Genomic DNA, 14,371 nt, shown 5'->3' with positions numbered 1-14,371 from the left:
GCACACAATGGATATTATCCCCCCAGCTTCCAAAAAACATAACCCATTTCCAAGGCCAGCCTGCTATATATTTTGCTATAATAATAGTATTGTATAAACGTATTTAAAACATGGAGTGATGCAGATGAAATTTATTCATACCGCTGATTGGCATTTAGGGAAATTGGTACACGGCGTTTACATGACGGAAAATCAGCGCGAGGTTCTACACCAATTCGTGGACGTAGTAGCGGAGGAGAAACCAGATGCAGTTGTCATTGCCGGTGATCTTTACGACCGTTCTGTTCCTCCTACCGATGCCGTTGAACTTCTCGACGAAATCCTTTTAAAAATAAATGTTGAATTGAAAACCCCGATTGTGTCCATTGCCGGAAATCATGACAGCGCGGAGCGCCTTTCGTTTGGCAGTTCATGGTACAAGCACAGCCAATTTTATTTATCAGGCAAACTAACGAACAGCTTTGATCCAGTCCGCATTAACGGGGTAAACTTTTATCTCGTACCGTACGCAGAGCCCGGGGTCGTACGCCAGCTTTTAGGGGATGATTCCATCCACTCCCATCAAGAAGCTATGAAAGCGATGATTGGCAAAATCGAAGAAACTTTAAACCCGAATGAACCAAATGTTTTGGTTGGACATGCTTTTGTTTTAGGCGGAGCTCAATCCGATTCTGAACGAATCTTATCCGTGGGCGGCTCAGGGTGCGTCGGCGCAGAATTGTTTGAACCGTTTTCTTATACCGCATTGGGCCACCTTCACAGCCCTGATGCTATTAACCACGAAAAGGTTAAATATTCTGGCTCTCTGTTAAAATATTCTTTTTCCGAAGCCAAACAAAGAAAGTCTATTTCCATCATTGAAATGGATGAGAAGGGAAACTTTGAACACCGTTATCGTTCTCTTACTCCTTCACATGATATGCGTGAGATTGAGGGATATCTCGAACAACTGCTCGACCCGCAATTTTATGAGAAAGAACGGACCCAAGATTATTTAAAAATTAACCTATTAGATGAAGGTGCTCTTATTGACCCTATCAACAAGTTGCGCCAGGTTTACCCGAATGTGCTTCATTTAGAGCGGAAAATTGAGATGACAGATTTAAAGAAAAAACAATCCTTCAATGCCCTTCGGAGCGAGAAAAAGTCGGAGATAGATTTGTTTGAACAATTCTACAACGAGATGACAACGTCTGAATTTACAGTGGATAAAAAAGAAGCCATGACAGAAATCATTGATAAAGTGTTGAAGGGGGCAGTCGCAAAATGAGACCGTTGAAATTAACGATTAAAGCATTTGGCCCTTATGCTGAAACGGAAGTAATTGACTTTGCGGAACTGGGCAATCGGACGATGTTCGTCATATCCGGAAAAACGGGCGCTGGAAAAACAACGATTTTCGATGCGATTAGCTATGCTATTTACGGTAAGGCAAGCGGCGAGGATCGTAACGGCCCCGAGCTTAGGAGCCAATTTGCCAAGGATGATTTGTTGACCGAGGTTTCACTAGATTTTTCATTAAGAGGCAAGGTCTACTCCATTACCCGCTCGCCACAGCAGTTGAAACCAAAAGAAAAAGGTGACGGCTACACTTCAATCGGCGCTAAAGCCGAATTATATATGTGGGACGCCGAAGGTGAGAAAAAGCTGCTAGCCTCCAAAATCAGCGATGTCGAGGAAAAAATTAAAGAAATCATGCTGATAGATGCCAATCAATTCCGGCAGATTTTAATGATACCTCAAGGCGAATTCCGCAAGTTGCTAACATCGGACAGTAAAGATAAGGAAATCATTTTGCAGCGACTGTTTCATACGCAGCTTTATAAAATGGTTGAGGATAAGCTGAAAGAGGAAGCGAACGAGCTGAAAAAGTCCGTTGAAGACCAAGTACAGGCTAGGAATGAAGCCATCCGTCGGATTCAAGCAGTGACCAATGATGAACTACGGGAATATCTTACTGCCGGAAGTGACAATGACACCATCATTATGCCGCTATTAGCAGTGGAAATTGCCGGCTTGGGGGAATTATTGGGGCAATTGTCCGAAGAATTAAAGGAAAAGGTAAAGCAGCAAGATTCGCTTAAAGGCAAGCTTTATGAAGCAGAAGAGACGCTCAAACAATTGCAAAAGAAGGAAGAACTGAAGGAAAAGAAGGCTCTCCTGGAATCTCAGGTTGATTTGTTCTTGGAAAAAGAAAGACAGGTTCAGCGTGCCCAAAAAGCTGCCCTTTTAGCCAAACAGGAAGAGCTATGCCATCGTTTGAAGAGCGAATGTGATCGAATAAATGTTAATGTTGCTACACTAAAAGCGGAGGTAGGAAAATTAACTAGCAGCAAGGCACAGTCAGAAATTAGCCTTAAAATTGAACTCGAAAGAGAAGCAGACCGGCAAGCAGCGCAAGAGGAAGTAAACCGTTTAGTTAACATGAAAGAGGATGTTTATTCATTTGCATCTTTAATGAAAGAGGTTGCTAAGGTAGAAACCTCCTTGCAAACCGCAAGAAACAACCAGGTGACAACGGAACGTAATCTTGAATTAACAGAACAGCGGTTAAAACTCCTTCAGCAGCAAAAGGAAGAAATTGAAAAAGGCAAGCTGGCATTTGTTGAAAATAAACAGCTGGTTGAAAAACTGTTGTCTGAGCTTGAGCGTCTTGACAAATTTGAAAACTTGCTTGGCCGCCATCACAAGGCTAAACAGGAACTGCAAGTAATTACAGGGCGATATGAAAATACGGCAGCCAGATTTCAAGATGCAAAGGCCCTTGTGGAAGAACTTGAGCAAAAATGGCTGCATGGACAGGCTTCGCTTTTTGCCGCAAAATTGCACGAGGGGGAAGCTTGCCCAGTTTGCGGTTCTGAACATCACCCTGCTAAAGCCGTCCTGCACGATGGAAGTGTTCCTAGTGAAGAAGACATGAAGGCAGCTAAAGCACAAGCGGCCAAATGGGAAAAAGAAAAATCACTTGATGAAGCAAAGCTTTACCAGTGCCAGTCTGCAGAAAATACACAAAGGGAAACTTTAGAGGAAGTTCTAAAGGAAATTCGTGGTTACCGTGCTGAGTTCTCCGAACCTGATTTACCACTTCTGAAATCGGAGCTTACTGCTGAGAAAAATAGTCTGCAGGAAACGCAACAAAAATTAGCGGAAAAGATGAATAAGCTCGATTTGGTCAAAAGGGAACTGGAGAATCAGGAATTAGAAAAACAAAAGCTGCAAAAGGCGATTCAACTATTAGGACAAGAAGTTTCGGAACTGACAATTCAATATACTGAGAAGAAGACAATTCTGACGAGAATGATGAATACAATTCCGGAGAATCTTCGTTCTGAATCAACATATGAAAAGGCACTTACCGTTTCTAAAAACCGCTATGATGCGTTAATTAAACAGTTAGAAGAGGCACAACGGCATTTGCAATCCGTAAATGCAAAGCTTGCTGCCGAATCTGCGAGATTGCAGGACGCCGAGAAGCATTTTGATTCTAAACAGCAGGAATTAACTGCTGAACGTGAGATTTTTAAGAATATATTGGTGGAACAGGGCTTCGAAAACTATAATGTCTATCATGCGTCAAAACTTTCTGATTCTGTGATTCACGGTCTCGAAGTAGAGATTCGCGGGTTTAGGGAGGAATTACGTTCAGTTTCCGACCGATTGAATGAATTAACGGAAAAATTAATGAATGTGAAAACTCCAGATGTGGACGGGCTTAAAAATGAGCTTGCGATAATTGACAGTGAAATAGCGGCGTTAAACCGCAATTATACGGACCTTTTTGTGAAAAAACGGGATAACGAGGAAATCTGCAACCGTGTTGAAAAATTAAATGAAAATATGAAGGCCCTTGAGGAACGGTATAAGCTGATTGGACATCTTTACGAGATCACGAAGGGCCAGAACAGTTTCCGGATTACCTTTGAACGGTATGTGTTGGCAGCTTTCTTGGATGATATTTTACAAGAAGCTAATCACAGATTGAGGAAAATGACGTCGGGCCGTTTCCAGTTGCTGCGAAAAACAGACCGTGCTAAAGGGAATGCTCAGAGCGGCTTAGAATTGCTGGTGTTTGACCAATACACAGGCCAGGAACGGCACGTTAAAACATTATCAGGCGGAGAAAGCTTTAAGGCTTCCTTGTCTCTTGCGCTTGGGCTGGCAGACGTGGTACAAAACTATGCCGGCGGGGTTTCGTTGGAAACAATGTTTATTGATGAAGGCTTCGGTACACTAGACCCTGAATCACTTGAACAGGCGATTGAAGCGTTAATGGATATCCAAAGCAGCGGGCGCTTAGTCGGAATCATTTCGCACGTTCCGGAATTGAAGGAACGAATAGATGCAAGACTTGAGGTTATTGCAGGCCAAGCCGGGAGCCGGACGGAGTTTGTGTTTACGAATTAACCAACAGCGAGTGGGGAAACCCACTCGCTATTTTTCGTATTTTTATAAATAGAAAAAGGTTAAACTACCATTAGTTTTTATAATGGCGGGAGGGATAACATGTCTGAGTTTTGTCCAATATTATGGCCGGAAGAGCCAACTCCGGAAAACTTAAAAAACTGCAGTGAGTGCGGTTTAGATAAGCATGGTTCGAGGATGGTATGGGGAGAGGGGAACCAGGATGCCCCGATTATAATTATCCTTGATAACCCAGGTGCACGTGAAGACCGGGAAGGTAATCCATTTGTATGCGGGACACGGCAAACACTACAAAAGGCTGCCAATGAAGTTGGTTTCACTATGAACGATTTGTATGTAACTTTTATTTTAAAAAGAAAACCGGTAAGAGCCTATGACAAAGAGCATGCGCGTGAAACATGCATGATACATCTTAAACAGCAGCTGGAGGAAAAACAGCCTAGGCTGATTCTTTGCTTTGGAAATGTAGCTGTTCAATCCTTTTTCGACAATCCGGAAGCAGAGGTAAAATCACTTCGTGGTACCATTCATGAAATTAAGGGTTATCCTACTGTAGTCGGCTATCATCCCTTAGCAGTCAGGCGCCGTCCTAATCTTTGGTCAGTATTTTTGGAGGATTGGAAGGTTGCTGCAGAGTACTACCATACAAAAAGCTGCACTCTTTAACAATAAAGAGTACCGTTAAGAGGTGCACGAACGCAATTTGGCATATTTATTTGCATGCGAATTGACGCATGCCTTTTTGTTGTCGTATCAAGGTTTTGAAGGGTGAATTAAAGAAGAATTGACAGATAATAAATAAGTTAAATATCAAGTGACAATACTTATTGTCAACGAAAAATTAGCGTCAAATTAAATGCCATTTCTATTACCAAAACCGGTTCCAATAGAGGTTCTTGGCTACCGAAATGAAGGAAACCCAGTGAGTTCGGTCGCCAATAGGGGTTCTTGGCTACCGAAATGAAGGAAACTCAGTGAGTTCGGTCGCCAATAGAGGTTCTTGGCTACCGAAATGAAGGAAACTCAGTGAGTTCGGTCGCCAATAGAGGTTCTTGGCTACCGAAATGAAGGAAACTCAGTGAGTTCGGTCGCCAATAGAGGTTCTTGGCTACCCGAAATGAAGGAAACTCAGTGAGTTCGGTCGCCAATGGAGGTTCTTGGCTATCGAAATGGAGGAAACTCAGTGAGTTCGGTCGCCAATAGGGGTGCTTGGCTACCGAAATGAAGGAAACTCAGTGAGTTCGGTCGCCAATAGGAGTGCCTGGCTACAGAAATGAAGGAAACTCAGTGAGTTCGGTCGCCAATAGGAGTGCTTGGCTACCGAAATGAAGAAAAGCCAATGAGCATGAGTTCGGTTGCTAATAAGGGTTCTTGGTTATCGAAATAAAGAAATCTTAATAAAACCTTCACAAATCACCGCTCTTGACCAAAACCAACCTTAAAATCGAATACTGTCCTGAATAACTAATCCAATAAGAACAAAGTCCTCGAAAACAGCCTAAGTAAAAAAGAGTGCTATTCAATAAAGCACTCTATTCTATGTTATTTTGTTGTCGAATTCTATGGCATTTGCTAAGCCGAAACAAGGTCATGCACCTCTAAAGTGAATCCTTTATCATTAATAAGCGCCGCTTTTTTTAGAATGCTAGGAAACCATATTTATAGTGTGATTAATATATATGAATGATCCCGCTTGATACATCAAGATCAACAGCATGCTTTCCAGACCCATGTGTACCATTGATGCTGTCTTTATCCTGGACCTTTTCTTTCAATGGCAAGTCGCATTTAATCACGCCGCTGTTAAACCCGGCATCTAATTTAAAATCAGCATCATCCGGCAGGTCAAGATTAACTAATCCTGAGCTGACATCCATTTTAACGGAATCCGTTAATTCATCAACTTGAACCGCAAGCTTCCCCGAGCTGACATCGGCTGCTAATGCACCAGAATAATGCTTAATGTCGAGAACTCCAGAACTGAGATCAAATATACCTTTATCAGCTTTAACAGTATGGATGTCTACTTTACCTGATGATACATCCTGATAAAGCTCTTTCACATCAAGATTGTTAAGCTTCATGTATCCAGATCCAATATCAACAGTTAATTTTTGTAAATGCATTGGTTTAGTTTTGGATTCCCCGGAAAAAGTTAAATATCCTGATCCAAGATCAATGGTCATATCTCTATCGTAATCCTGCGGAATGTAGATTTTTAGATTGCTTTTGTTATTACCCCAATTGAACCATGTAAACCATTTACTCTTTAGCGAAACCTCTACAGCATCCCCATTTTCTTTAACAGTCAGCTTTTGTTTACCTTCATAAACTGCCTTTAAATCTTGCCTGTCTTCAGGAATAATGGTTGTCTTGACACTGCCAACATCTATCTTGATTACCTTCGTATCATCGGTAATGTCAACTTGCCCATTATTTTTACCTGAACCAAATACATCGAATGTGTAGGATTGGTTAAAAACAATATATAAGCCGGTTATAACCAATAGTAGTATTAAAATTCTCTTCATTAAATTCATCCCCTTTTCCCTCATACATCTTCTATATATAGCATAAGAAATTCTTTGATTTTCCACGATGTACCAGGGATTTATTTTTACCTAAGACTTGAGGTGTATTTGATAAAAAAATTCTTTCAGTGGATGTTCTGATGTCTTTAGCGGTGGTTTCAGGTAATCTAGAGTAAGGGGGGACAAACCATGATAAAGGCGTTATTATTTGATTTGGACGGAACAATGTTGGACCGAGATGCCTCAGTTCAAAAATTTATCGGAAACCAATATGAGCGCTTCAAAAAATGGACGGGCCATATTCCAAAAGAAATTTACATATCTAGATTCATAGAATTGGATAGCCGCGACTATGTTTGGAAGGACCGAGTGTATAAGGAATTGATTTCTGAACTATATATAAATAATATAAAATGGGAATTATTGCTCGAAGATTATTTGGGGAATTTTAAGAATCACTGTGTGCCATTTCCAAACATAATTAGTATGCTAGAAGTATTAAAGAAGAGGCGAATCAAACTCGGAATTATTACGAATGGCAAGGGCCAGTTTCAACTAGATAATATTCGAGCCTTAGGTATTGAAAAGTTTTTTGATACGATTCTTATTTCCGAATGGGAAGGGATTAAAAAGCCAGACCCCGAAATATTTTACAGAGCTTTACGTAAGCTGAAAGTTCTCCCTCAAGAAAGCATTTATGTTGGAGACCATCCCGAGAACGATGTCCAAGCTGCCCGAAACCTTGGAATGAAAGCAATTTGGAAAAAAGACACTCAATTGAATGAAGTTGAAACAGATTATATGATCGAGGATTTGCTTGAGATTCCAATTATCATTGATAACATAAATAATGAAAGGTGAGGATTAACATTACGAAGATTTGCATCGTACGACACGGGGAAACTGATTGGAACGCGATTGGACGACTTCAAGGAAGATCGGATATCCCATTAAATGCGAAGGGTGTAAAGCAAGCCGAGGAAAGCGGCGAATTCCTTAAAAACTCGCAGTGGGACGTGATCATAACCAGCCCACTGCAAAGAGCAAAAAAGACAGCAGAAATCATCAATACTTATATAAATGTTCCTTTAGTTGTAATGGACGATTTTAAGGAAAAATCTTTTGGGGACGCAGAAGGAATGACCATTGAGGAAATAAGGGTGGCCTTCCCTGAGAGGAATTATACCAATCAAGAAAGTGCTGATGCACTGATTCAACGTCTAATGGGAGGGTTGGAAAAAATCAAACACAACTACGAGGATAAAAACGTTCTGCTAGTCGCCCACGGGGCAGTCATTAATGCCATTCTCGCCCATTTGTCTAATGGGGAATTAGGCTACGGAAAATCGCGGATTGATAACGCTTGTTTTAATGATATTCATTTTGAGGAAAATGGTTGGATAATTAAAGCTTATAATCGGGTTGAACATCTTTCTCATAATGAATAGTCGGTCGATAGTTTATGCTGAAATAAAAAGAAAATTACTAAAAGGAATAAACTTTATGATACAAATAATAGACATGAAAAATTTAAGTCTAGCGAATGACTTATATAACCTGCAAAGGTCCGCTTATCTAGTGGAAGCTAGAATAGTAGGCTTTGATGATATCCCGCCTCTAAAGGAGAGCTTTGAGGAATTTCTGATTTCTGGTGAATCTTTTCTAGGCTTTTTTGAAATGGGGGAACTTACTGGAGCAGTTTCTTTTGAAACAGAAGGCAAAGAACTGACGATTTGCCGAATGGTAGTCGACCCTAAACACTTCAGAAAGGGAATTGCCGAGAAACTTTTAAATGCTGTTGAGGACATTGACCAGAATATACAGGTATTTAAGGTTTCCACTGGTAAGGACAATCAACCTGCCAAAAATTTATATCAAAAAAATGGCTTCAAATTGGTGGAGGATATGGAGGCAGCACCAGGCTTTTTCATTAGTCATTTTGAAAAAACAAGACCATAACAGAAGAATTTAAGGAGGGGTGTCTAAAAGGCACCCTTTATCAAACCGTTACGAACTCTTGTATAGTGCATCTTCTTTCATCAGTAGTTTCGTTGAATTTACCTCCAGTGAACTTTGAAATGGTACTCCTCCAAAAAGCCTTGGCCGGTTCGTTCTTCTCGATTTGAGTGACTCGCCACTTCCCAGGGAAAAGAGTGAAAATATCATTTGCGGCTAATTTTCCAAAGCCGTTCCCTGAATATTTGCGAATGATAAAGAATTCTAGAATTGTATTTGGTTCCGATTCTGTGGCACTTTCTACTAAAGCAAAGCCTATGAATTCTTCATCTTTTTTTATAAAAAAGGGATGATGGCTGGGACTGCTCCAATATGGCGTTAAATCAAAGGGCTTATAAGCGCCATTTTCCTCCAAAGTGATAGCAGGTATAAATTGGCTGAATTCGTAAATGTAAAATTGCATGAGATTATGCAGGATTTGTTCTTCTTTCTTTAAAACCTTCACAAGAGTAATCATTTTCGGTCCTCCTAGTTTTGATACATATAGGATTTGACATGGCGGGTCAATATCCTTTTAAAATGAATTAATAATTGTAATTCTTGAAGGGGTGATGGGATTGACGGCACAAAAGGTGGGAATCGATGCAGGCGGTTCTCTAATAAAAATTGCTTTTCAAGAACGTGATGTAATGCATTATAAAAAATATCCAATCGGTGAATTAGAGTCCGCTTTTTCCTGGTTAAAAGCGGTTGCCCCGAATGTAATGGCTGCTTTAACAGGCGGAAAGGCTCATATAGTGCAGGAAAAATTTTTCCCAAACGGCACGATTGTTCCTGAGTTTCAGGCAACCTGTGAAGGGGTCAGACTATTTTTACTTGAAGAGGGAAAGAAAACGCCGGATCCATATATCATTGTCAACGTAGGGACAGGAACTTCCTGGCATTTGGTAGATGGAGAAAGTTATGAACGTATACTCGGTAGTGGGGTTGGTGGTGGAACATTTATGGGACTTGGCACGATTCTTACGAATGAGTCGGGCTTTCAGCATTTAACCGAAATGGCAGTCAAGGGACAGAAAGAAAATCTTGATTTACTTGTGAAAGATATTTATGAGTCTGACGAGCCTCCAATTAACGGTGACCTTACCGCGGCTAATTTTGCGAAAGGTTTGAATGTTAAGCATTCCGGTGCAGACAGGATGGCTGCTTTAACTAATATGATCGCCGAGACGATTATGCTATTAACGGTACAGGCTGCAGCCATACATCAGGTGAAACAAATCGTGTTCATCGGGAGTTCATTGATAGGAAATCCGTTTTTGACAGAGTCTCTTGAGACCTATATGAAGATGCTTGGATTACAGTCAATGTTTTTAAAAAATGGGGAGTACTGTGGTGCGGTTGGGGCATTACTATCAATTTAAATCGGGGCAGCTATTGAAATTATTAAATTGATGATGAAGTCTAAATTGACACGGGACAAGAGGAAAATGTCCTTCATTAGCCTAATGAAGGACAAAATCGGCTTTGAGAAAGAGGAAAATGTCCTTCATAAGCGTGATGAAGGACAAAATCAATCATTAGAAAGACGAAAACGTCCTTCATAAGCACGATGAAGGACAAAATCGATCAATAGAAAGAGGAAAATGTCCTTCATAAGCCCAATGAAGGACAAAACCAGCTCTGAGAAAGAGGGAAATGTCCCTCATAGGCTTAATGAAGGACAAAATCAACAAAGAGACTTATGAAAAAGTCCTTCATCAAAAAACTTGCTAGAAAAAACCAAAAAATAATTGTCCCATAATGTTCGCTTGAACAATCCCCCTATAAAGGCTACAGTAGAGAAGAAGACCGGTAAAGAAGGTGGCAAGCTTGGAAAAAAGATATTTTACGATTGGAATGGCGGGGCATATTGACCATGGAAAAACATCCCTAACGAAGGCTCTGACCAATGTTGATACAGATCGATTAAAAGAAGAAAAAGAGCGGCAAATCTCGATTGAACTCGGATTTGCTCCATTATATGAAGATGAGGAAATCCAGATTTCCGTTATCGATGTCCCAGGGCATGAACGTTTTATACGGCAAATGATTGCCGGAGTTGCCGGTATTGACCTAGTAGTGCTAGTTGTGGCAGCCGATGAGGGCGTCATGCCGCAAACGAAAGAACATCTCGAGATCTTAAAATTTCTCGGTGTCAAAAACGGGATCATTGCTATTACAAAAATAGATCGAGTTGACGAAGAATTCATTGAACTTGTAAAGGATGATATCCTAGCAGAACTGCAAGGCACTGTATTTGAGGCTGCACCATTTGTTTTAATTGACAGTTTATCCAAAAAGGGAATTGAAGAAATAAAACAGCTAATCATTAAAAAGCTCAAGGAACAAGAGATGCGCGATGCCAAAGGCGCGTTTCGTCTGCCGATTGACCAGGTGTTTACTGTGAAAGGGCAGGGGACAGTTGTCCGCGGCACGGTTTATGAAGGCACGGTGGAAGAGGGGCAGGCTTTAAAAGTCATGCCTAAAGGGCTGGAGGTCCGGGCCCGGCAGATTCAAGTTCATCACAAACCTTCCCCAAAAGCCTACGCCGGACAACGTGCAGCAATTAACTTGTCAGGAGTCTCAAAGGAAGATTTGGAACGCGGTGAAGTTCTTGTTTCCTCGGAGCATTTTATTGTAACCAGAATAATAGATGTCGCCATTCGTGTTGTGGAGGAATTAGAGCATTTAATCAAGCAGCGGATGCCGATTAAACTGCATATTGGGACAGCTGAAGTAATGGGACGGATTGTCTTTTTTGACCGAAATGAAATCAAAGAAGAGAACGGAGAAATCCTTTGCCAGTTAAGACTTGAGGAAGAAATCCTGACCAAACGCGGCGATCGTTTCATATTAAGACGGCCTAGCCCGACCGAAACGATTGGCGGCGGCTGGGTAATCGATCCTAGAGGAAATAAATATCGTTTTGGAGAACAAACGATTGGGGAACTGGAGAAGAAAAAAGTCGGCACTCCTAAAGAACGAATAACAGCCGCTTTGTTGGAAGCGAAAAGTCTGACATTACCAGAATTAATTAAACGGACTGCCCTTGACGAAGAAACCTTATCAGAGCATCTCCAGAATGATGAATTTGTTCTTTTTAATGGAAAGGAATATACATTACAACAGTTAATCCAGTCTATCGAGGAAGATATTTATGACAGACTGCAGGATTTCCATCAACAAAATTCAATGAAGCAAGGTATCAATAAAGCTGAAATCCTGCAATCGATGCAAAAGAAATTCTCGAAGTCTCTTCTTGATTATGTTGTAGAAAATGCGATCTCTAAAAAGGTATTTTACCGGAGAGAACAGTTTGTCTGGCTGGCTGAGTTTTCACCGCATGTTCCAAAAAACTGGGCAAAACGGACGGAAAATCTGCTCGCTGAATTGAAAAAAGATGAGTTAAAAGTTCGTTATTTAAAAGACTATTTATCGGCTGCAGGCATTCCGGATACTCTGGAAGGGGATTTACGAAGATTCCTAGAAGACCAAGAGTTGATTGTGTTGCTCGATGATCAGTTTGCTTATCATGGAGATGTTTTTAAAGAAGCCGTTTATCAACTTCAATCCGCTACGGGGCTCGAATTTGAAGTGGGAGAAGCGAAAGAGGTCCTTGAACTTTCGCGCAAGTACATGATTCCGTTCTTGGAAAAGCTGGATGCAAAAGGTTATACAAAACGAGTCGAAAATAAGCGAGTTTGGAAAAATAAATAGTCAAAAGCCTCTGCCAAAATCCCAAAGTGCAGAGGCTTTTTTTCATTCTTATGATAAAAACTCAGCTGGGTTTAACCCAAGTTCGTGGCAGATATCAACGACCATCTGCTTTTCATTATGATCAAAGTTCCCATCAGCATAGCCAATGGCAATGCAATAGCGGGCGACCAAGCGGGCAATTTCCGGTTTTGTACGAATTCTTCCAAGCGCCCGGAATGCTTCGGCACGGCCAAGCATTCGATCATTTTCTATCCTGGAAACGAAAAAGTTGAATCTTTGAATAACTTTGGTAGTATCAAATACCCGCAATTCCTCGCTTTGATTAACAAAATCGACCATCTTTTGCCGTTCAGAAGCATCCAAGTAGCCGTCTGCCATGGCAACCAAAGCACATGCCGCAACGACTGCATCCAATACATCCTGACTCTTGTAACGATTAAATAATTCCTGGGCTCGTCTTTTTTGCGTGTTTGCCCATTCCGCGTAGTCTGTTTGAGAAGGGGACCAATTACTACCGCAGCTATTGCAGGTAAATTTTAATTGGTTATGTCCAATAAACCCGCCAAGTAAGCCAACAGGACCTAAAATTAAACCACCAATTGCCGCTTTGCCCAAACCAAACCCTTTTTTACCGGTACGTACATTTGAAGAATGACAACGTGGGCAAACGATATCATCGCCCCCATATGTAGACCGTGAGTTTGTTGAAGATGGGAATGTTTGAGACGGAAAGCCAAAAGCAGGCTGTCGGTTCGCAGAATCCGGCTGAAGATGGATCGGCTGTTGGGTTGTATTTTGGCTTTGCGGATATGGATCATATTGATTTTGACTTTGGCGATACGGATCATAATTATTATAATTTTGGCTCCCGTTCTGCGGGGAAAAGGACTGCGTTTGATAGGAATTATTGCTTTGACTTTGAAAAGGATTTCCCGTGAACTGATTTGGTGAGCTAGGTTGAAATGAATTTCCAGGCTGGCGGTCAGACTGCTGAACCGGAGCAGAATAGGACGAATTGACAGGGGCATCATCAACAGTTACCCCAAAATTTCCACAAAGGGCAGCTAATCCGCCTTGAAATCCGCTGGCAATGGCATTAAATTTCCATTCTCCGTTATGACGATATATCTCCGCTGCGACAATCGCGGTTTCAACTGTAAAATCCCTGCCTAGATCAAACCTCAATAATTCTTCATTGTTTTCCTCATTAAATATTCGAACATAGGAATCAGATACTTGTCCGAAATTTTGCCGCTTCGCCTGGGCATCATGAATCGTAATGGTAAAGGCGATACGGTGGATGTGAGCCGGTACCCGGTTTAAATCAATTCGTATTTGTTCGTCGTCTTTATCGCCGGAGCCAATCCGATTATCGCCGCTATAAATAATGGCTCCATTCCCTCCGGATGGATTATTGTAAAAAACAAAATCCTGATCGCTTTGCACTTTTCCTGATGGACCTAATAAAAAAGCGGATGCATCCAAATCAAAATTCGAACCGTTTTGATTGATATTCCAACCCAATCCCACAACAACTTTTTGAAGGCCGGGATGGGACTTTGTTAAATCCACTTTTTGACCTTTGCTTAATTTAACACCCACATTTTTCACTCCTTATTATTTCACTCTTTTTATCTCTATTTTCTAATAGGGGGAAAATTCCTAATACAAGACCATAATTATATTTACGGACCAAGCCCAAA

At 41.2% G+C, this 14,371-nt stretch carries 11 protein-coding genes; 8 read left to right on the top strand and 3 right to left on the bottom strand.

Annotation, left to right across the window (positions count from 1 at the left end):
- Positions 1-124 precede the first annotated feature (124 nt).
- The 3 genes from KHA99_RS03440 to KHA99_RS03430 all read left to right on the top strand — a co-directional run bounded on the left by KHA99_RS03440 (position 125) and on the right by KHA99_RS03430 (position 5,088).
- Positions 125-1,270 (top strand): exonuclease SbcCD subunit D, encoded by a 1,146-nt coding sequence (locus KHA99_RS03440; protein WP_213116019.1) that lies wholly within the window; start codon positions 125-127, stop codon positions 1,268-1,270.
- Positions 1,267-4,404, top strand: coding sequence for an AAA family ATPase (locus KHA99_RS03435; RefSeq protein WP_213116018.1), 3,138 nt, complete (start codon positions 1,267-1,269; stop codon positions 4,402-4,404). Before KHA99_RS03440 ends, KHA99_RS03435 begins: the two co-directional genes overlap by 4 nt.
- Positions 4,405-4,503: 99 nt before the next feature.
- Positions 4,504-5,088: a uracil-DNA glycosylase gene (locus KHA99_RS03430; protein ID WP_213116017.1), complete on the top strand. Its 585-nt coding sequence runs from the start codon at positions 4,504-4,506 to the stop codon at positions 5,086-5,088.
- A 1,004-nt stretch (positions 5,089-6,092) separates the two neighbouring features.
- Here the strand turns inward: KHA99_RS03430 and liaG are convergent.
- Complete coding sequence (gene liaG, locus KHA99_RS03425) at positions 6,093-6,953, bottom strand: LiaG family protein (protein ID WP_213116016.1); 861 nt, start codon at positions 6,951-6,953, stop codon at positions 6,093-6,095.
- Positions 6,954-7,142: 189 nt separating this feature from the next.
- On the opposite strand from liaG, the gene KHA99_RS03420 reads away from it, so the two are divergent.
- From KHA99_RS03420 to KHA99_RS03410, 3 genes are read left to right on the top strand one after another with little or no spacing between them, the layout of a single operon-like run.
- Positions 7,143-7,814, top strand: coding sequence for an HAD family hydrolase (locus tag KHA99_RS03420; RefSeq protein ID WP_213116015.1), 672 nt, complete (start codon positions 7,143-7,145; stop codon positions 7,812-7,814).
- A gap of 8 nt (positions 7,815-7,822) precedes the next feature.
- On the top strand, positions 7,823-8,401 hold the full coding sequence (locus KHA99_RS03415; protein ID WP_213116888.1) for a histidine phosphatase family protein: 579 nt from the start codon (positions 7,823-7,825) through the stop codon (positions 8,399-8,401).
- Positions 8,402-8,456: 55 nt separating this feature from the next.
- The gene (locus KHA99_RS03410; protein ID WP_213116014.1) at positions 8,457-8,912 is read left to right on the top strand and encodes a GNAT family N-acetyltransferase; all 456 of its coding nucleotides are present in this window, start codon (positions 8,457-8,459) and stop codon (positions 8,910-8,912) included.
- A 40-nt stretch (positions 8,913-8,952) separates the two neighbouring features.
- Here KHA99_RS03410 and KHA99_RS03405 read toward each other — a convergent pair whose 3' ends face one another.
- Entirely contained in the window at positions 8,953-9,426 is a 474-nt protein-coding gene (locus KHA99_RS03405; protein ID WP_213116013.1) for a GNAT family N-acetyltransferase, read from the bottom strand.
- 100 nt (positions 9,427-9,526) lie between these two features.
- Here KHA99_RS03405 and coaW point away from each other — a divergent pair, with 100 nt between their 5' ends.
- Both coaW and selB read left to right on the top strand, forming a co-directional pair.
- Entirely contained in the window at positions 9,527-10,333 is an 807-nt protein-coding gene (coaW, locus tag KHA99_RS03400; protein WP_213116012.1) for a type II pantothenate kinase, read from the top strand.
- Positions 10,334-10,781: 448 nt separating this feature from the next.
- On the top strand, positions 10,782-12,668 hold the full coding sequence (gene selB, locus KHA99_RS03395) for a selenocysteine-specific translation elongation factor (RefSeq protein WP_213116011.1): 1,887 nt from the start codon (positions 10,782-10,784) through the stop codon (positions 12,666-12,668).
- 48 nt (positions 12,669-12,716) lie between these two features.
- Here selB and KHA99_RS31315 read toward each other — a convergent pair whose 3' ends face one another.
- The gene (locus KHA99_RS31315) at positions 12,717-14,270 is read right to left on the bottom strand and encodes a TerD family protein (protein WP_213116010.1); all 1,554 of its coding nucleotides are present in this window, start codon (positions 14,268-14,270) and stop codon (positions 12,717-12,719) included.
- Positions 14,271-14,371 lie beyond the last annotated feature (101 nt).

It is taken from the genome of Neobacillus rhizophilus (assembly GCF_018343535.1).
GTDB lineage: Bacteria > Bacillota > Bacilli > Bacillales > Cytobacillaceae > Neobacillus > Neobacillus rhizophilus.
The sequence above is the reverse complement of the archived record's forward strand: the minus strand, read 5'-3'. Positions and strand labels throughout refer to the sequence as shown.